18 protein-coding genes, 2 tRNA genes, 1 pseudogene and 1 riboswitch are annotated in these 18,007 nt (G+C 46.5%); of the genes and pseudogenes, 7 read left to right on the top strand and 14 right to left on the bottom strand.

The features are described 5' to 3' along the window. Nucleotides 1-86: 86 nt before the first annotated feature. The 4 genes from mutM (at nucleotide 87) to AZ66_RS06785 (ending at nucleotide 3,013) form a co-directional block, all read left to right on the top strand. A complete protein-coding gene (mutM, locus tag AZ66_RS06800) occupies nucleotides 87-920 on the top strand; it encodes a DNA-formamidopyrimidine glycosylase (RefSeq protein WP_044354130.1) in 834 nt (277 codons plus the stop codon). 142 nt (nucleotides 921-1,062) lie between these two features. Then, on the top strand, nucleotides 1,063-1,803 hold the full coding sequence (locus AZ66_RS06795; protein ID WP_021259698.1) for an MntP/YtaF family protein: 741 nt from the start codon (nucleotides 1,063-1,065) through the stop codon (nucleotides 1,801-1,803). A gap of 29 nt (nucleotides 1,804-1,832) precedes the next feature. Beyond that, nucleotides 1,833-2,429 carry a dephospho-CoA kinase gene (gene coaE / locus AZ66_RS06790; protein ID WP_021259699.1) on the top strand — a complete coding sequence of 199 codons (597 nt, stop codon included), beginning with the start codon at nucleotides 1,833-1,835 and terminating at the stop codon, nucleotides 2,427-2,429. After that, nucleotides 2,426-3,013, top strand: a complete 588-nt coding sequence (locus tag AZ66_RS06785; RefSeq protein ID WP_021252112.1) for a lytic transglycosylase domain-containing protein — start codon at nucleotides 2,426-2,428, stop codon at nucleotides 3,011-3,013. Before coaE ends, AZ66_RS06785 begins: the two co-directional genes overlap by 4 nt. 67 nt (nucleotides 3,014-3,080) lie before the next feature. Here the strand turns inward: AZ66_RS06785 and AZ66_RS06780 are convergent, their stop codons facing one another. Next, complete coding sequence (locus AZ66_RS06780; RefSeq protein ID WP_021252111.1) at nucleotides 3,081-3,302, bottom strand: alpha/beta-type small acid-soluble spore protein; 222 nt, start codon at nucleotides 3,300-3,302, stop codon at nucleotides 3,081-3,083. A 128-nt stretch (nucleotides 3,303-3,430) separates the two neighbouring features. On the opposite strand from AZ66_RS06780, the gene nrdR reads away from it, so the two are divergent. Continuing rightward, nucleotides 3,431-3,910, top strand: coding sequence for a transcriptional regulator NrdR (gene nrdR, locus AZ66_RS06775; RefSeq protein WP_021252110.1), 480 nt, complete (start codon nucleotides 3,431-3,433; stop codon nucleotides 3,908-3,910). 505 nt (nucleotides 3,911-4,415) lie between these two features. Here nrdR and AZ66_RS06765 read toward each other — a convergent pair. The 8 genes and pseudogenes from AZ66_RS06765 to AZ66_RS06725 form a co-directional block, all read right to left on the bottom strand. Next, a complete protein-coding gene (locus AZ66_RS06765; protein WP_044354150.1) occupies nucleotides 4,416-5,201 on the bottom strand; it encodes an energy-coupling factor transporter transmembrane component T family protein in 786 nt (261 codons plus the stop codon). Beyond that, a complete protein-coding gene (locus tag AZ66_RS06760) occupies nucleotides 5,188-7,065 on the bottom strand; it encodes an ABC transporter ATP-binding protein (protein ID WP_052648420.1) in 1,878 nt (625 codons plus the stop codon). Before AZ66_RS06760 ends, AZ66_RS06765 begins: the two co-directional genes overlap by 14 nt. A 1-nt stretch (nucleotide 7,066) precedes the next feature. Next, nucleotides 7,067-7,642, bottom strand: coding sequence for an ECF transporter S component (locus AZ66_RS06755; protein ID WP_044354126.1), 576 nt, complete (start codon nucleotides 7,640-7,642; stop codon nucleotides 7,067-7,069). A gap of 85 nt (nucleotides 7,643-7,727) precedes the next feature. Continuing rightward, nucleotides 7,728-8,321: a YkoF family thiamine/hydroxymethylpyrimidine-binding protein gene (locus AZ66_RS06750; RefSeq protein WP_044354124.1), complete on the bottom strand. Its 594-nt coding sequence runs from the start codon at nucleotides 8,319-8,321 to the stop codon at nucleotides 7,728-7,730. 145 nt (nucleotides 8,322-8,466) lie between these two features. Further along, nucleotides 8,467-8,573, bottom strand: a riboswitch (TPP riboswitch). Nucleotides 8,574-8,768: 195 nt separating this feature from the next. Next, on the bottom strand, nucleotides 8,769-10,151 hold the full coding sequence (locus tag AZ66_RS06745) for a HAMP domain-containing sensor histidine kinase (protein ID WP_044354122.1): 1,383 nt from the start codon (nucleotides 10,149-10,151) through the stop codon (nucleotides 8,769-8,771). Next, nucleotides 10,135-10,825 (bottom strand): annotated as a pseudogene (locus AZ66_RS06740) (response regulator transcription factor). Before AZ66_RS06740 ends, AZ66_RS06745 begins: the two are co-directional and overlap by 17 nt. Nucleotides 10,826-10,914: 89 nt before the next feature. Then, on the bottom strand, nucleotides 10,915-12,921 hold the full coding sequence (locus AZ66_RS06735; RefSeq protein WP_044354121.1) for a serine hydrolase: 2,007 nt from the start codon (nucleotides 12,919-12,921) through the stop codon (nucleotides 10,915-10,917). A gap of 457 nt (nucleotides 12,922-13,378) precedes the next feature. Beyond that, nucleotides 13,379-13,588: a helix-turn-helix domain-containing protein gene (locus AZ66_RS06725; RefSeq protein WP_021259708.1), complete on the bottom strand. Its 210-nt coding sequence runs from the start codon at nucleotides 13,586-13,588 to the stop codon at nucleotides 13,379-13,381. A 471-nt stretch (nucleotides 13,589-14,059) separates the two neighbouring features. Between AZ66_RS06725 and AZ66_RS06715 the strand changes: the two genes are divergently transcribed. Then, a complete protein-coding gene (locus tag AZ66_RS06715; protein WP_021259710.1) occupies nucleotides 14,060-14,383 on the top strand; it encodes a hypothetical protein in 324 nt (107 codons plus the stop codon). A gap of 112 nt (nucleotides 14,384-14,495) precedes the next feature. Here the strand turns inward: AZ66_RS06715 and AZ66_RS06710 are convergent. The 4 genes from AZ66_RS06710 to AZ66_RS06695 all read right to left on the bottom strand — a co-directional run bounded on the left by AZ66_RS06710 (nucleotide 14,496) and on the right by AZ66_RS06695 (nucleotide 17,413). Beyond that, nucleotides 14,496-14,571: transfer RNA gene (locus AZ66_RS06710), tRNA-Lys, on the bottom strand. A 322-nt stretch (nucleotides 14,572-14,893) separates the two neighbouring features. Beyond that, nucleotides 14,894-15,709 carry an ABC transporter permease gene (locus AZ66_RS06705; RefSeq protein WP_044354117.1) on the bottom strand — a complete coding sequence of 272 codons (816 nt, stop codon included), beginning with the start codon at nucleotides 15,707-15,709 and terminating at the stop codon, nucleotides 14,894-14,896. Beyond that, on the bottom strand, nucleotides 15,706-16,749 hold the full coding sequence (locus AZ66_RS06700) for a daunorubicin resistance protein DrrA family ABC transporter ATP-binding protein (RefSeq protein ID WP_044354116.1): 1,044 nt from the start codon (nucleotides 16,747-16,749) through the stop codon (nucleotides 15,706-15,708). Before AZ66_RS06700 ends, AZ66_RS06705 begins: the two co-directional genes overlap by 4 nt. Before the next feature lie 235 nt (nucleotides 16,750-16,984). Continuing rightward, the gene (locus AZ66_RS06695; RefSeq protein WP_044354114.1) at nucleotides 16,985-17,413 is read right to left on the bottom strand and encodes a hypothetical protein; all 429 of its coding nucleotides are present in this window, start codon (nucleotides 17,411-17,413) and stop codon (nucleotides 16,985-16,987) included. 338 nt (nucleotides 17,414-17,751) lie between these two features. Between AZ66_RS06695 and AZ66_RS06690 the strand changes: the two genes are divergently transcribed. After that, nucleotides 17,752-17,827, top strand: a tRNA-Ala gene (locus tag AZ66_RS06690). Here the strand turns inward: AZ66_RS06690 and AZ66_RS32440 are convergent. Beyond that, a partial coding sequence (locus AZ66_RS32440; protein WP_231586761.1) for a hypothetical protein occupies nucleotides 17,815-18,007 on the bottom strand: 193 nt, incomplete at its 5' end. The genes AZ66_RS06690 and AZ66_RS32440 overlap by 13 nt on opposite strands.

The raw sequence follows: 18,007 nt of genomic DNA, 5'->3' as shown, positions 1-18,007 counted from the left end.
CGGTGAGCGAGGACGATGTAATAACCGCCAAGCCTACATGAGAGCGGCTTTTTCGGTATAATGAATATATCAAGAGGTGATTGGACATGCCGGAATTGCCGGAAGTAGAAACAGTCAAACAAACATTGAATACATTGGTCGCTGGAAAGCGGATTGAGCGGGTAACGGTTACGCTGCCTCGTATTATCCAGCGGCCGTCAGAAATAGAGCAATTTTGCGATGCATTGAAGGGTCACACGATTGAACGGGTTGAACGCAGGGGCAAGTTCTTGCGGATCCTGCTGGATGGGCTTGTTCTTGTATCCCATCTGCGTATGGAAGGACGCTACGGCGTATATGCTGCTAATGAGCCAGTTGAGAAGCATACGCATGTTATTTTCCATTTCGATGACGGTACCGAGCTGCGTTATAAGGATGTCCGCCAATTCGGCACGATGCATCTATTCGCAGCAGGCGAGGAATGGGAGCAGCCTCCACTTCATAAGCTGGGAGTTGAACCCTTGTCTCCGGAATTTACCGTCGAACGTTTCGCGGAAGCGATGAGAAGACGGCGCAGCTTTATTAAGCCAGTCCTGCTGAACCAGCACATCGTAGTAGGAATCGGAAATATTTATGTGGATGAAGCTCTCTTTAGAGCAGGCATTCACCCGAATCGTGCGGCAGATGAGCTTACTGACGAAGAGTACGAGCTCCTGCATCGCGCGATTATTGATACTCTTAAGGAAGCGGTTGAAGCTGGTGGCTCCTCTATCAAGTCATATGTGAATGGCCAAGGGGAAATGGGGATGTTCCAGCATCAGCTGCAAATGTATGGACGTCAAGGTCAACCTTGTGTTCATTGCGGCAGTATCATTGAGAAGACAGTAGTCGGCGGTCGGGGTACCCATTACTGCCCGGTATGCCAGCATCGTTCTCAGTAATGGAATCTAGGTAAGCTGAAAACTTGAATAAGCACTCTTATCCACTCTTGCCCATATGATATGGTAAATCGGGATTCCTGAGCTGTGAGTTGTACGCTAGTTTGCACTTGCTCGGGAACTGCCTTGCGGGAGGGAACGGTAGTTGCTTATTCATACAGTGTCTTTGTTTATCCTGGCTTTTGCATTGAGTCTGGATAGCTTCGGAGTAGGAATGACCTACGGATTGCGCCGGCTCCGCATCCCATGGACTTCAATTGCTGTCATTGCGTGCTGCTCTGGACTGGTTATTCTACTGTCGATGCAAGTGGGCAACTTGCTTATTCAGTATGTATCTCCTGCTGTAGCTCAGTGGATCGGTTCACTTATTCTTGTCGGGATTGGCTGTTGGGCTATCCTGCAGCTGCTTCGCTCATCGCACGATGAGGAAGCTCCGTTGGATCAGATAGCAGGCAGTGATGATGCGGCAGCAGATCAGATGCATGTATCAGCAGTTGCTCAATCCTCTTTAGTTCCATCTATTTCAATGGGGGATGAGCCGAAGCAAGTGGTGCGCATTCAATTGAAGAGCCTTGGCGTTGTCATTCAAATATTGAAGACTCCAAGCGCTGCGGACATGGATCGTTCAGGCACTATAAGTGCAGTAGAGGCTGCGTGGCTTGGAGTCGCATTGTCGTTGGATGCATTTGGAGCGGGTATAGGAGCTGCGTTGTTAGGCTATCCTGCACTCATGACCGCGATTGTTATCGCCTTATTCAGCGGCATATTTCTTCGATTCGGCATTCATATTGGGATTGCATTCGCAGGCGCACGCTGGATTGGGAAGCTGTCATTTGTGCCAGGACTGATGTTAATCATAATGGGGATTATTAAGCTGCTGACGTAAGCGGCATTATTATAGAATGAGGTGAAGGCATGAACATCGGGTTAACCGGAGGTATCGCTTCCGGCAAGAGCACCGTCTCCCGATTACTAGTGGAGCGAGGCGCTCTGCTGGTTGATGCTGATAAGATTGCCAGGGAAGTCGTTCTCCCTGGCAGTCCCGTGTTGGAGCAAATTGCGGTGCATTTCGGATCGGACATGCTGCTTGCGGACGGAACGCTCAATCGGAAGCGATTAGGGGAGGTTGTCTTTGCAGATGAGACAAGTCGCAAAGCGTTAGAAAATATCACCCACCCGGCTATCCGGAAGGAAATCCAACGTCAAATGCATCAATATGAGCGGGACTATCCAGAACGCCTTGTTGTCGTCGATATTCCGCTCCTGTATGAGTCAGGTCTAAGCGAGATGTTCGATTCGATATTGGTAGTGTATGTTCCAAAAAGTGTTCAATTACAGCGTCTAATGGAACGGGACGGTTGGAGCGAGCGCGAAGCTGAACAGAGGCTGAATGCTCAGTGGAGTATGGAGAAGAAGCGAGAGCTGGCGGACATTATTATCGACAATAGCGGTTCGTTGGAAGATACGATCAAGCAGCTCGACCATTTCTGGTCGGAGAAAGGCTTGCCATGAATCGTATGATGAAAATGCTCCGCAAAAAGAGAGTGCTATTGCTGTTGTTTTTGGGCATGCTGTTCTTGCTGTTCGTTCAGTCGCAATGGCTGGGGAGATGGATGTACCCGATTGCGTATGAAGACGAGATCCGCAAATATGCAGCCCAATATGATGTAGATCCTCTGCTTGTGGCTGCTATCATTCGAGTGGAGACGAACTTCCAAGCGGGGCGCGAATCTCGCAAGGGAGCGATTGGAGTCATGCAGCTGATGCCGGAAACGGCCACATGGGCGATGGAGCAGCTGAAGATGAATAATCGTTGGTCTTTGGACGAGTTGAAAAATACGGCCGACCCCAATATTCTTATTGGAACATGGTATCTGAAATCGCTGCATAAGCAATTCAATGAGAATTGGATAGCGGCGATCGCTGCTTACAACGCGGGTCCCGGCAATGTGAACAAATGGATTCGCAACAAAGTATGGGACGGCAGCTATGACACAGCCAAGCAGCAAATTCCATATGGGGAAACAAAGTTGTACGTACAGCGTGTTATCCATTATTATGATAAGTATAAAAACATCTATCCGAAAATGAAGTAGAATGAAGAAGAAGCATCGGACAAGCCGATACCGCTATCGCGCATGATGTCCGACGCTTCTTCCGTCATTATTTGTATTGACCTGCAAGAGATTGTTCAGCGATTTGGACAAGGCGCTTCGTGATGTAACCCCCGATAGAACCCGTGTCACGAGTTGCCATGTTGCCATAGTATCCGTCAGATGGGATGGCAATGCCCAACTCTTGTGCGATCTCGAACTTCATTTGTTCAAGAGCTGCTGTCGCTTGAGGTACGACCAAGTTGTTGCTGGAACGATTGTTTTGGCTCATTTGATTCACCTCCTTGCGGTTGGTAATTGTATTGTGTGCATTCTTTCAAAGATCATTACAGGTAACCACTGGTAACTTTTTAAAAATTGAATTTTGATAAACATCAAGAGTAGAACGGAGGAACGAAAATGAAGTGTCCTTATTGTGACCACTTAGGAACAAAGGTACTTGATTCTCGTCCAGCGAACGACAATAAGTCTATTCGCCGCAGGCGGGAGTGCGAGCTGTGCAGCAGACGCTTTACTACATTTGAGATGGTGGAGGAGACTCCGCTCATCGTCATTAAGAAGGACGGAAGCAGGGAAGAGTTCAGCAGAGACAAGATGCTGCGGGGACTCATTCGCGCTTGCGAGAAGCGTCCAGTATCTGTGGAGCGGCTGGAGATGATTGCTTCGGAGGTCGAGAAGCAGCTTCGCGATACCGCCCATGCGGAGGTAGACAGCCGTGTCATCGGTGATTTCGTCATGGAACAGCTCTATCCCGTTGATGAAGTTGCTTATGTGCGGTTCGCATCGGTCTATCGTCAGTTCAAGGATATCAGCATGTTTATGAAGGAACTGAATCATCTTCTGTCGAAGAACGCCCTTGGCGAACACTCAGATAAATAGTTTAAACAAGCTCGGAAAAACCCCTTAAGCAGTAATCTGCTTCAGGGGTTCTTTGTATTTTGTCGATTAATCAATTACAGTGCGGATTGCCAAATAAAAACTCCCTCAAACATTTGAGGGAGAATAGGTCGTTAAAAAATAATTCTTCTGCGGGTGTCAAGCAGCACGATAGCAAGGAGATCGAAGAGCACCAACGGCAAGATGAAAGGGAAAAATGAAGTGTGTACTTTTCCCGCGTGCTTTACGGAGTTGACCTTTAAGTACACTCTCTTTTTATCTACTTTCACGATGGTGCCAGTATATATGTTACCGTTTTTGGCCTTTATCTTAACGAATTTTTTCATGTACTTTACACTTTTGGAGTAATGGGGGGATAACGTCTTAGACGTGATCTTCTTAGGCGTGATTTTTTTTAGGCATAGAAAGACCTCCTTTTCGCATAATAGCGGAACATACAATGTGCTTAGATATGTTATGCATGATGTACGAAAAGGGTGTCATACTCTCACAGCTGTCCTTGGTACCATTGTACGAACCCGAGTTTCCAGGATACGTAGTAGCATAATGCGATTCCGCCTAGCAGAAGGAAAAGCAAGGTCCAATCCTTCCAGGTGACTCGAAGCTTCACATAATAAGTTCTTCCGCGTCGGCCTGTGAATCCCTTCGATATCATGGCGGCAGCTACACGCTCCGACTTGCGGATAGCTGAAGCGAGCAGTGGAATCGCATAACGTTTCCATGCCCGCAGCTTGCTCTTCCAGCCCCGCTCCCGTTCTATGCCTCGCATGCGGTGCGCATCCTGTATGATGCGCAGTTCCTCCTTGAAGAAGGGCAGGAAGCGATAGCCTGCCAGAATACCGTATGCCCACTTGGGCGGAAGCTTGCACTGCTGCATCAGGCTCAGCATGAATCGCACAGGATCTGTCGTCAGGATGAAGATGAGCGACAAGGCGGAGAAGATAAGCACTCTGAGTCCGAGTGATATTGCCTGCTGGAACGTGGTCTCTGTAATGATGAACGACCACCACTGCCATAGAATGGCACTTGAAGCGGGATCGGCAGAACGTGGGAAGACGAGAGCCGTCCACACGTAGCCGATGCCCATAATGAGGAAGGGGCAGAAGCTAAGCAGCCATTTACGCCATGATATGTTCCCCAATAGGAATGTAAATAGAACGATGTAGACTAGTGCTGCAAGCGGTGTAACCGGATCGAACGTCAATGACAGCATTATAACCGCTATAATGATCGCAAGCCCCTTAATGCTTGGATTCCAATCACGGAGTATCAGGATGATCTCCTCCTTCGATACCTGACGTCTGTGCAAGTAGGCGAGATGCCACCGCGAAGTTCATCGGCATTCGCAGATGACACTTATCCACGAGCTCAGGGTGCTCCCTCCACAGCTTGGAAGGGCTGCCGTCAAACCGTATGCAACCATCATCTAGCACGATAATTCGGTCGGCATAGGTCTGAACCCACTCCATATCATGCGTGATCATCAGGACAGTAGCTCCTGCTTGGGTTCGTTCTTGGAGGGTGTCCATCAGCTGCTTGGATGTATAAGCGTCTTGTCCATATGTCGGTTCATCGCATAACAATAGCTGTTGGCTGTCGGTAAGAACGGAAGCGACACTAAGTCTCCGCTTCTGCCCTTGGCTGATGGAGAAGGGATTGGCATTGGCAACCTTGTTCAAGCGGAAGCGTGTCAAGGCTTCTCCAACATGCTGCTGTACTTCTTCTTCGCTCAGAAGCTGCAAGCGCATCCCGAATGCAAGTTCATCGAACACGGTATCGGTAATGAACTGATGCTCTGGATTCTGGAATACATATCCGATGAAGGCTCTCAGCTCCCGCTCCGCATATCGATGAAGAGGCATGCCATTCAGGATGATTTGACCTTCATCTGGCTGTGTCAATCCAGATAAGAGGGAGGCGAGGGTAGACTTCCCAGCTCCGTTCGGACCGACAAGTGCCACCCATTCCCCTGCACGCAGAGTAAGGGACACGTGATCGAGGATTACTCTCCCTTTGCGCCGATAGACAAGGTTGTGCGCTTGCATGACTTCCTCAGGCTTTCGTGGGGATCCGTTCGATTGAGCTGATGTTAGGATGCGCATCACATCCTGCTGTGCGCATTCAGGGAGCGACAGCAGCAGCTTCAAGAGATCTTCGTCTGTGAGTGCAGGGTCTGCGGCTGTGAGACGCTGGCGAAAGAACTGATCATCATAATTGCTGAAATCGCTTATATTTCTACTATCGTCATCGTTGCTGCTATCGCTACTGTTGCTGCGATTAAACCACTCACGGATGGATTGCTGCAGTTCCAACGCTTGCGGAAGCCAGATACCGCGTGACTTGGCTTCAGCTGCATGATGCTTGAAGTAGGAGACAGGAAGACCGTCAAAGACGAGGGCTCCCTCCTCATCCATCACGAGCAGGCGATCCGTCATGCCGATCCAATCGTCCAATTGATGCTCAATGATAAGCAGAGCCATCCCTTCCTTGCGTGCCAGTTCTGAAATGAGTAAAGCAAATTGGTGTCTTGTATACGGATCGAGATTCGATGTAGGCTCATCCAACACTAGCATATGCACGCGAAGGGCTAGAGCGCAGGCGAGAGCCAGCTTCTGCTTCATGCCTCCCGACAGCTCGTGGATATACGCATGACGCCATGGGAGCAATCCTACCTTTTCTAATACCTCTTGAATCATGGATTCCATCTCAGTTCGAGGGCAATCCCGATTTTCTAGGCAAAAGGCTATTTCTTCTTCTACACGCAGCATACAGAACTGACTTTCGAAATCTTGGAATACAATCCCGATATGCTGGGCCGCTTCACCGGAATCGTACTGTTCAATTGGCTTGCCATACACGAGGACACTGCCTTCGACGAGACTGTCTATTGCATGTGGATACAGCCCAGTCAGGCAAAAGGCTAGTGAGCTCTTGCCGCAGCCGCTTGGGCCTAGCAGCAGAACGGTTTCCCCCTCATGCAGGGTGACATTGATGTTGGATAAGACGGGCTCGCCTTCGGTCTCGAAGGCGAGTGTCAGATCAGTGGCTTCCAGTGCAATAAGAGCTCCATGCTCGACGTCACGTTGTATAATCGAATGTGCTGGGTGCTTGGGAAGGAGAAGCGCTGGGCTTGCCATGTTATCGCTGCCCCTTTGCAATTGGGAAGCTTCTAAGAACTCCAGTATTGGCCAAGGCGTCCGCAATCCATTTGCCAAGTAGACCTGAGATGAGTGCGCCACTTATACAGCGAACGACGAACATCGCGATGATGAGACCAACAGAGTAGACCGCATAACCGCTGCGGAAATACCCCCATGCGAAGCTGAATACAGCGGAGCCCACCCCAGCCAGCATAAGCACTTTGGTTGAATAATTCCGATATCTTGTAGCGGCAAATACGGCTTCGGCACCCAAACCTTGAATTAGGGCGGATACAATCAAAATAGGCCCTACGGCGTTGCCGATTAATACCTCAATCAGTCCAGCGACTGTCTCAGAAATGACGGCAGCCCCGGGCTTGCGGATAATATAGGTAGCGATGATCGATACGATAAACCAAATGCCGAAGATGACTTCATATCCCATCGGCCCCATAAAGCCAACAAGCACATTGCCTATTTGCAAGAAGAGCAGATAAATGACGGCAAACACAACAGATAATGAACTGAGAACGACGATATCTCGTAGTTTCCATTGGATGTTTCGCGAATTCATGAACATTCCTCTTTTCTTAGAACGATGATCGGATGAGTCCGTTGGGTTTGTAATTTGCATTTTGGAAATTCTTTATCTTCAGCTGCTACCTTGTGGAAGGGCTGTTGGCTGACATCGTAGTTGTCATCACCACATGGGACTTGTCTGATTTTCTCGCCCGATTAAACGCGTTCTCAAGTGTAGTAAATACTCGCTGTGCATCTCCTTCTAAGCGGCTTGCATAATGAGCGCTCTCATCGAAAGTGCCTTCTTCCTTAGCAAGGCCAATGATCTCATAGATCGTATCCATGTAATCTGCCGTTCCGAGCGGGTAGAGCGCAAAATGAGCAGCGACCTTGAGAGGAATCGCTTGATACCGTTCCGCATTCATTCGAATTTCGTCCGTATTCATGAAGGCATCTCCTTGTGTGTCGCCCGGACAGCCAACAGAGAAGGTAGCATTCAGCACAACATGTTCTCCACTTGCCGCGCTATGTAAATAGATAGACTGAACGACATCGAATACATGTTCACTGCGCCCACGAACCCAGGTGCTGACATCATCGGTATGGCACCATACCTTGGACATGTCTGTGTCTCGCAACGCTTCCAAAATAAGTTCAACGAAGCGATCGCTCATCGGATAGATGGAAAAGCGACAACCAACGATGCGGCTCGTACCGCAAGATAACTGATTCATAACTTATATCCTCCCTGACGAATCAAATTGTGGTCAGCAGACAACAAAAAAACTGCACCGTGAGTCGGTGCAGTTACGCTTGAGGATACAAGGGTATAACATGGCTTCATGCTATGACGAACATGACGAAGCCGCAGCTTATATCAATCAGTCGACTACACTTCCCCACGCTAGTATTATCTAGTTCGGGTTATAAGGGTTAACAGCGTTGCCGCTGTCTCTCAGCTTGTTACAGCACCCCTAGTGTTCGAAATTCACTATGCAGTTGTTCCATTGTTCATATGCTTGACAGCTTTCATTATACACGGGATGATCCGTTTGTAAAGGGTGTAACACCAAAAGGAATACTTCAAACTGGAGCTTAATATTGCAATGGGCTAGAACCGGGCATGCAAACGATCCGTGGTATCGAAGCCTGAAGGTGATGCCCGACATCGTGAAGGGACTCTAGTCCTCCGTAATAGTCAACGTGATTTGAAACAAGGTATGGTAACACTGATCCTGCGTTAGTTCAATCGTGCCATCATGGAGCGTTATGATTTTTTTGCAAATGGCGAGACCTAAGCCTGTACTGTCTTTGATCGGCCCATCGCCACGGATAAATTCCTCGAAAATATGTTCCTTGATCGGCTCCTGAACGCCAATTCCGTCGTCTCCGATCCACAGTATAACGTTTCCTTCTTGTCGCGCACATGACACATAGAGCACCGTTCCCGCTGGATTATATTGCAGTGCATTGCTAATTAAGTTGGTGATGACGCGACTCATATGAATCTTGTCCATCTTGACATAGAGCGGTTCTTCCGGGATATGTGCTTCAAGCTCAAATCCCTTCTCTTCTATTTCTGGGTAAAATTCCACCACAAGCTGCTGGAACCATTTCGTAATGTTCACTTTCTCTTTGCTCAATTCCGTATGCTTGTCATCCAGCTTCGCTAGTTCAAATAAGTCTTTAATCAAATTGGCCATATAAGCTGACTTATCGTAAATGTATTGAATATATTTGCGGGTATCCTTGTTTTCCAATGCCTGATTGTCCAATAGAAGCTGCGAATAACCGTAAATCGAAGTAATCGGCGTCTTCAAATCATGCGATAGATGAAGCAGCATGTTTCGCTTATTGTTCTCAGCAGCTTCCTTCTCAGCAGAAGTGTGTTGCAAACGTTCAGCCATGCCGTTAAACGCATCTTGTATTTCTGCGAATTCCTGTTCGGCCGAGTAATGAAGCCGCTTCGTGTAATTGAAGTGCTCCATCTCTTTGATGCCTTCTAAGATTTGCCGCAGCGGCTTTTTCACTTGTCTAACCGAATAGCGGGCGTAAAAGTAAAGCAGGATAAACAATAAAATAGCTAATAGTGCAGCAAAGATCGTTGTCGCTGTTGATAATTTCAACAAGCGTTCAGGAATTTTCCACAGCAATACATAAGATTCGCCGTTCGGCCCTTTTGCATGATAAGCATGATAGGAGATTGTATCATCGTTTCGCTCCACATCCATTTTTGCATACAATTGACCTTCTTCATAATGCTTGATGTCGTCCTCTTTGTTTCCTTTGACAAAAATGATTTCGCCTGACTCATTCACGATTTCGAACCAACCACCGTACTTGTCCAACAAATGCGCACTGATGTTGTGGAAAGGGTACCGATAAATATCCGTTCCATTAATTTGAGCAACGACCAGTTCATCTATATACCGCCTCATAAATAGGTTCGTGCTCAGGAGTGATACAATGATCGCCGCTATCATCAGGATGCAGATCACTGCATAATTTCGAAAAAATACCCGTTTCAAGGGACGTCGACCAGAGAGATTATTTGCTTTTTTCAAAACGGTAGCCTAACCCCCTAATCGTAATGAGATGGATAGGCTTTCTCGGATTATCCTCAATTTTCTCGCGGATTTTACTTATGTACACCATAATTAAATTTTCGTCTCCGATGTATTCCTCGCCCCACACCTGCTCGTAAATATGCGCTTTGGTCAATACTCTGCCAGCCTCTCTCATAAGGAGCTCCAATGAATTCGTATGATGTCAATTCTTTTTGGATGCCGGACTTGAACAGTTGGCAGCTCCTTATATTCAGCCTCACATCTCCGATTTCGATAAATTCCTGCTCTTGCTTATCCGGTTTTGCAAAGGAGTCGATTCGTCGGAACAGCGCTTGCACGCGGCTGACAACTTCAAGTGGGTTGAAGGGCTTGCCCACGTAATCGTCCGCCCCGAGCTGCAAGCCATAGATTTTATCCATATCGTCAGACTTGGCAGAAATAAAGAGAAACGGAATTTGCGAATTCTGCCGCGTTTTTTTGAGCAATTCCAAGCCATTCATTTGCGGCATCATAATATCGGCTATGACCATATCGATGGGATGCTCCTGCAAGATGGTCATAGCTTCGGCACCGTTCCCGGCTGTAATCGTAGCATAGCCGTGGTTGGTCAAATAGATGGTCAGCAGTTCTCGAATTTCGGCTTCATCATCAATGATAAGTATGGTTTTCATTTGTTGTTTCACCTCTATGTATGCAACAATAACTCCCGATTCACTTGCGGCTAAGCGCGAATGAATCGGGAGTTGTGCGAATTGTGCGATTATAATAAATTGTCAGCAAACTTAGACAACATGGCTGCAGCTTCTTGCTTCAGCATTGGCTGCTTGGATCGATAGTCGAACGCCCCGTCTTTCCCGTGGACAACTTCAGGACCATATAATTGCTTCGCGATAATGAACTGAACGCCATCCCGTGCCCAAGTATCGGTTGAGCCGCTAAGCCGGGCTTGTTTCGGTTTGGAACCGACATGGTTGAATGCCATACGCCATATAATAGTTGCTGCTTCCTGGCGCGTCAACATTTCTTGTGGATGAAATTCGCCACTCTCAGGCTTCTGAATGACGCCAAGCTCATAAGCAGCTTGTATTTCTTTAGCAAACGCACTATCGGATACATCTATGAAAGCAGGTTTGCTCTTGGATGGAGATACCCCGGCCCACCGGATAAACCAGCCGATGAACTGTTCCCGGGTAATTGCTTGTGCAGGCTGAAAGCGGTTGTCGCCGCTTCTGTCGTCAATGACTTTCAATTGGCGCAAGTGATAGATATAAGGAGCATACGGATGGTCGTCACTAACATCCTGATAATGCTGCGGCGCTGCTAATTTTTCGGTCCAACTATCTGATTTCAGGTCGTAATATAATGCCTTTACCTCGCTGCTGTCATGTAACTTGAATGCAGCTTTTACGCCTTGTTCATCTTGGAAAAGCAGGGGCTCGATTTCACGGAGCACATGCTCTCCTAGCGGATCTTTCACGATAAGCTTGCCGTCCTTGGCATGAACGCGAGAGGTCCACATCCGATTCCGTAAGTCACTGTACATGCCTTCAAATTTGTCCAACGATTGTGTCGCTTGCTCATGAGGAGCCTGTGCGCCATCTTTCTTGGGATAATAATGATCCATAATTGCTTCCAACAATTCCTTACGGAATTCAACATCTTTATTTACAGTGACGAAAAAGCCGACCTTTTCATTAGGAATCAACCACATATTGCTGTGATACCCGGCCATATCCCCGGCTTTTTCAATTATATAATGTCCGTTGTATAGCTGCTGATTGGAGTATTCAAAGCCGTAGGCCATGTTCGGCAGCTTCTCATGTATGGCAAGCTGAGGCTTATGCATTTCCGCTGCTGTTTCTTTCTTAAGAATCGTTGCATCTCCCAGCTTGCCGCCATTTAGATGGGCGAGCATAAAGTTGGCCATATCAGCGCCAGTAGAGAGCATGCCACCTCCCGGAAGCTCTGTCGGAACTGTTGCGTAGGTAGGAATTGCTTCTCCCATCACGTTATATGGAACGGCCAGGTGCTTCGTGATGTCCGAGGTTAAGCGGAAATTGCTGTTTGTCATACCTAGCGGTTTAAAAATATGCTCCTGCACGTATGCGCCAAATGGCTGTTTGCTCACTTGCTCTATGATGTAACCTTGAATGGTAAAGCCTAGATTGTCATAGCGGTAGTACTGGCCAGGCTTGCGGATCATCGTAGGCGTATTGTCCGACACATATTGCTTGATAGATACTTCTCGAGTTAAGTTGTCCGTAGATAATTCTGAGCCGTCCCCGAATTCGAATCCGGTCGAATTCGTCATTAAATGCTTCGTGGTTAGGGGAGTCCCAGTCTTATTTGGAATATTAATATCTCCCATGTATGCAGACACATCTTTGTTCAAGTCGATTTTACCCTGCTCTGCCAATTGCATCACAGCCGTAGCGGTGATCACCTTGGAAATCGAAGCGACGCGGAATACGGTTCGATCCGGATCGACCGGCAGCTTTTTATCCACATCTGCATAGCCGTAACCTTTCTTCAACAGTACCTTGTCACCCTTGACGACGACAAACGCAGCACCTGCCATACTGTTCTTAATTTCTGGACGGCTAAAAAATTCATCGGCAAATTGCTCAACTTCTTTGGGGTCTTGTGGGCCTATGTTTACGGATGCTGCCGCCGATACTTTCGATAATTTACCCGTACCGCTAAGCAAGCCGGTTACTACGATGAAGGTCAGTGCAATGGCCGTCACGCGCTTTGAAAACATATTCATTGTTTGCTCTCTCCTCTGTATCATTTTCGTGCATCATCAGAATATAGGAGCAAACTTAATCCAGATTCTATGTAACCTTAATGTAATGTGAAATTTTCGATGAACAACAGAATCTTAGGGGAGGGGGCATGGATGCAACAAAAAAACGGCATACTCTGCCGTTTTGATCACATAATTGGTGGGTTCTGAGGGGTTCGAACCCTCGACCTGATGATTAAGAGTCAACTGCTCTACCAACTGAGCTATTAGAGATTTCCCAGAAGAGCTTCTCGGAAATTTATTTCGTTTCGTTTATTTTGAATTCTACTTGATACAGAAGGGCCTTAAGATACGAAAAAAGCCCCGTTGAACAAAACGGGGCTTCTTGTACTCGTGCGACCCAATATTGAACACACAAAGTATTAATTTCTTGTTCCATAATACTTGCTTCCAAATTACCTGTACTTTAACTATGTTTTTACTTTTTATCTGGAACGTATTCAAATAATTCCTCCGGTCTAATTTGTAAGCCATTGCACAATTTATTGATGGTTTCGAAGTCGATTCTTGCAGTTGCATTTGCTGAGAGGGTAGTAATTGTATTACGGCTTATATTTGTTAATTCCACGACATCTTTATTTTTCAAATTACGTTCTCTCATAATTTCCCCGAGCCGAAATCTAATCATAGAAATATCCTCCAAACTTTTTGCACAACTAGTTGACATGTAGACTAGAGAGGGTATAATAGAAAATGAAATATGCACAATTAGTTGACATGTTGATATATTGACTCGTGCAAATACATAATAACATTCATAATCTACGTCTACAATGTGGAACGTTTGTTTGACTATGTACAATTTCAGGAGAAATTTGTCGAAACAGACTAGTGTACTTGATGGGAAAGCAACGAGACTTTCATGTTAAAGTGAGTTCAATATTGTTCGCGAATGAAATATATTGGGGGATTGACGCATGATAATTTATCTATCGATCAATCAAATCTGCACCTATGCTCGCTTAATTCCAATAGCACACTGCATAGTTGAAATGCTCAATGACGAGATTATCGAAGCAACTAACGAGCTTATTGAAGTAGTTATGGCTGTATACAGTCAGACAGATGGTCGGGATGTAACAAAGCGGGTGGAAACAATATGAAGAAGGCGGTAATCGAACTCGATCTCGGTTATGAAATCATTTATCTTGATGGATATTTAGTTGCAGCAGACTATCTTGTTACATTCGAAGAGGATGTAATGTGGATGTATCAAGTGTACATGAAAGACTTTAACGGTATATATGTCAGCAACGAGGTCGGATTGTGTCTCGGAAAATTGAAACAAAAAGAAATCGATGAACAGGCGTTGATAATACGAGTTTTCGAATTCATGCAAAATTTATCTTTTTGGGATTTTTTACGGAATTATCATGACTGGTCTATGGACTATCATTTTCGTTTCGTCGAGTCGGTGAGTTAAACCTACCGGCAATTTTGAGCTTTTGAAAGCATTCTTCAAAGAGCTGCAGTTGGCAAAGAACTGCTAGAACATAACAAAAAAACGGCATTTTCTGCCGTTTTGATCACATAATTGGTGGGTTCTGAGGGGTTCGAACCCTCGACCTGATGATTAAGAGTCAACTGCTCTACCAACTGAGCTAAGAACCCATATGCATCTGGGTTCAAGGGGGATTGCTGCATCCCGATTGAACGAAGCTGTTGTGAAATGCCTTGTTCCTTAACACATCCTTAGTATAGACCTCTACAGGCGATTCGTAAAATAGAATTAAGGGGGTTATACGTGGATATTCAAGGATATTTCCTTCTCTACTAAGGGAGGAATATGACTCTGTTAGGAATACTGCCATTTCCCGTATCATGCGATAAGGAGCAGGGATTTAGTTCTCTACTCCTTACCGTACATGTTTACATTTGGGTGTTCAGATGTTTTTTCAGTTATCTAAATTGTTGAAGACTGCGTATTTGAAATTTAGGTGCGGCGCATATAAGCCCGAACGGTGAGTGGAGCGAAGATGGCTACAATGACCATAGCGCACAGGAGAGTGAGGCCAAATTCAATGCCGATCGTACCTTGATTGGCGAGCTCACGTACAGCACTTACTAAATGAGTGATTGGGTTTATATTAGCAAACCATTGAAGCCAATCTGGCATCGTATTGACCGGTACGTACGCATTAGAGAGGAAGGTGAGCGGGAACAGCACCATCATGGCAATCCCTTGTACGCTAGCTGCTGTACGAGCAATGACGCCAAAGAAGGCAAAAATCCAGCTGACTGCCCAGGAGCACGCAATGACAAGCAAGCCGGCGATTGCGACATAACCTAGGCCTCCGGCTGGGTGATAGCCCATTAAGTAGCCCATCACAAAGGTGAGTACGGTTGCAATGGCAAAACGGATCGTATCTGCCAGAAGGGCTCCCGCCAAAGGCGCAATACGCGCGATCGGAAGTGACTTGAAGCGGTCGAATACGCCCTTATCCATATCTTCACGCAATTGGACACCAGTGGCGACGGCACTCGTGATGACCGTCTGAACAAGAATGCCGGGGATAATGATCGGCAAGTAATCATGTACATTTCCTGAGATTGCCCCGCCAAATATATAGGTGAACATGAGGGTAAACAAAATGGGCTGAATGGTTACATCGAACAATTGCTCGGGTGTACGCTTTATTTTGAGCAGCCCACGATAGGCCATTGTCATTGAATTACGTAGTGACTGACTGAAGCTGGCATAGTTTTTTAACTGCTGGTGTGAGCTCTTATTTACGGTTGCATTACTCATACTCGCGCCTCCTCTCTAACGTTCGTAAGTTCGGTATTGTGGATCGCGTTCGTATTCTCTATAGCACTCGCAGAGTTGTTCCCGGTGATGGTTAGAAATACTTCGTCAAGTGTAGGTTTTTGTACACTGATTTCGGCAAGTCGAATTTCTTGGTTGCGAAAAGCGATCAACAGGTCGGTTACTTGGTCGGCGTCGGCCATCGGTGCAGTGATGGTTCCAGCTTCGGCGGTTACATTGGAGCGGACTTGAAGTACTTGGTCTACGATTGCACGCGCATCGGCGATATCTTTTTCATGTTGGAGTCTTAAATGCAATGACGACGTTCCAACGGAAGCCTTCAGTTCATCCACGGTGCCTTCTGCGACAACTTGGCCGCGGTCGATAACCGCGATACGATCTGCCAACTGATCGGCTTCATCGAGGTATTGTGTAGTAAGAAGCACGGTTGAGCCTGTATCGACTAAACGGCGAATCGTATCCCACATCTGTGAGCGGGTACGCGGATCCAGCCCTGTTGTCGGTTCATCCAAAAAGATGAGCGGAGGCTGAGCAATGAGGCTTGCAGCCAAATCCAGCCTGCGTCGCATGCCTCCGGAGAAGTTCTTGAGCGGCCGCTTGGCTGCCTCTGACAAGCCAAACTCCTCTAACAAGTCAGCTGCCTTGCGCCGTGCTTCCGCACGACCTAGACCGAGCAGCCGCGAGAAGATAATGAGGTTCTCGGTCGCGCTTAGGGTCTCGTCAACCGATGCGTATTGTCCTGTGACCCCAATTAATTGACGGACGATATGAGACTCCTTTACAACATCGTGTCCGAAGATTCGTGCCTCGCCAGCATCCTGACGCAATAAAGTAGCTAACATTCGAATCGTCGTTGTTTTCCCTGCTCCATTCGGACCCAGGACTCCGTATATCGAACCAGCGCGAACGTTCAAGTCTACGCCATCGACAGCGCGATTGTCTCCGAATGTTTTGACGAGCCCACGGGCTTGAACGGCCCATTCACTGCTGCTCGAACCTGCTATGTTGAAATTATTGTTCATTTCCATTTCTCCTTACTTCAAGATGGAATGTTTGCACTCGTTTTCAGTCTATTTGCATTGTAAAAGTAATTTACAGTCTGTTAAACCTGCTGTGGAATGGTTTTCCAGTCAGTCTGTAGACCGATAAACAACGGTGTAGGATGAAGCCTTGTTATGAGCACAAAGAAACACGCCTAACCAACAGCGTGTTATCTAGGATAAATGTTATTCAATAAGGATGTAGATAATGAATGGATTAGTGTGCTTGTGATTGGTATATGCTTGATACGAGCGTATGCCCGAGAATGATGTTCGTAATGATGATGATATGATCATTTTGGAGGAGGTATGAATAGAAGCCGGGAAGCATGTGAAAAAGCCCCAAGTAACCCCATACATGGGCGAGAGAGATTATAAAAGCAGGAAGCCCTAGCAGCAGCAATCTGAACGTATCGATTTTCCGTGTTTCCTTGTTGTGAGATGAACCATCCGAGAGGCTTAATCCAAGAAGTGCTCCTATGCCTCCAAAACATACAATTGGAATGCCGATGATGTAGACGAAGTTATACTCAAGGGTGTACTTCGCCTCAGCTAAATGATTGTTCAGTAATGTTGTTCCGCCCACCAATAGGACTATAATGAATACGAGATAGACAAGACTTGTGACAAAATTCCTCTGTCTCAATTGATACACCTCCACATCAGTTGTGTTCCTTTTCTTGCAGTTTGATTATTTAATGATTATTTTCTGACCTGACATTGGTACATATAGAATTTATCTAGGAATAAAAAGTGATGATTGGCGTTGAACAAGGGTGCAGTCACTGATTAAGTTGTAATATCGAATGCGGGGGCGCTATAAATGAAAGATAAATCGAGAAAAATGAAGGAATGATGTATAAGTACTTCCTGTTACTATGAAATTGTTAAAAAGAAGTAGAAAATAACCTACCAAGCCCGATAATAGGAATTTGCAGGAAATTGTATTGAGGTAGTATAATAAATTGACATACAAAAAAATAAGGGGCCTTAGCTCAGCTGGGAGAGCGCATCGCTGGCAGCGATGAGGTCAGGGGTTCGATCCCCCTAGGCTCCACCAAATGTATAAATCGTACACGATCCAATGGGTCGTGTTTTTTGCATTGGTGGAGTATAAGAAGGGGGAGCGAACCCGGGTTCGTCCGCGCGCAAGGAGCCGAAGGCGAGAGAGCATGGCGTCCCATTCCACCCTAAGGTAGTCATCGTCGAATCAGCTTCGACAGCAAGTTCGATCAGGAAT

This window comes from Paenibacillus sp. E194 (genome assembly GCF_000935845.1).
Lineage (GTDB): Bacteria > Bacillota > Bacilli > Paenibacillales > Paenibacillaceae > Paenibacillus_B > Paenibacillus_B alvei_B.
The sequence above is the reverse complement of the archived record's forward strand: the minus strand, read 5'-3'. Positions and strand labels throughout refer to the sequence as shown.

Excerpts from the sequence above, each read along its gene's own strand:
- AZ66_RS06750 (WP_044354124.1), bottom strand. The coding sequence starts at position 8,321 with ATGAATCAGTTATCTTGCGGTACGAGCCGCATCGTTGGTTGTCGCTTT.
- AZ66_RS06715 (WP_021259710.1), top strand. The coding sequence starts at position 14,060 with ATGAAGAAGGCGGTAATCGAACTCGATCTCGGTTATGAAATCATTTAT.
- AZ66_RS06700 (WP_044354116.1), bottom strand. The coding sequence starts at position 16,749 with ATGAACAATAATTTCAACATAGCAGGTTCGAGCAGCAGTGAATGGGCC.
- AZ66_RS06780 (WP_021252111.1), bottom strand. The coding sequence starts at position 3,302 with ATGAGCCAAAACAATCGTTCCAGCAACAACTTGGTCGTACCTCAAGCG.
- AZ66_RS06760 (WP_052648420.1), bottom strand. The coding sequence starts at position 7,065 with ATGGCAAGCCCAGCGCTTCTCCTTCCCAAGCACCCAGCACATTCGATT.
- mutM (WP_044354130.1), top strand. The coding sequence starts at position 87 with ATGCCGGAATTGCCGGAAGTAGAAACAGTCAAACAAACATTGAATACA.
- AZ66_RS06755 (WP_044354126.1), bottom strand. The coding sequence starts at position 7,642 with ATGAATTCGCGAAACATCCAATGGAAACTACGAGATATCGTCGTTCTC.
- AZ66_RS06705 (WP_044354117.1), bottom strand. The coding sequence starts at position 15,709 with ATGAGTAATGCAACCGTAAATAAGAGCTCACACCAGCAGTTAAAAAAC.
- AZ66_RS06785 (WP_021252112.1), top strand. The coding sequence starts at position 2,426 with ATGAATCGTATGATGAAAATGCTCCGCAAAAAGAGAGTGCTATTGCTG.
- nrdR (WP_021252110.1), top strand. The coding sequence starts at position 3,431 with ATGAAGTGTCCTTATTGTGACCACTTAGGAACAAAGGTACTTGATTCT.
- coaE (WP_021259699.1), top strand. The coding sequence starts at position 1,833 with ATGAACATCGGGTTAACCGGAGGTATCGCTTCCGGCAAGAGCACCGTC.
- AZ66_RS06725 (WP_021259708.1), bottom strand. The coding sequence starts at position 13,588 with ATGATTAGATTTCGGCTCGGGGAAATTATGAGAGAACGTAATTTGAAA.
- AZ66_RS06735 (WP_044354121.1), bottom strand. The coding sequence starts at position 12,921 with ATGAATATGTTTTCAAAGCGCGTGACGGCCATTGCACTGACCTTCATC.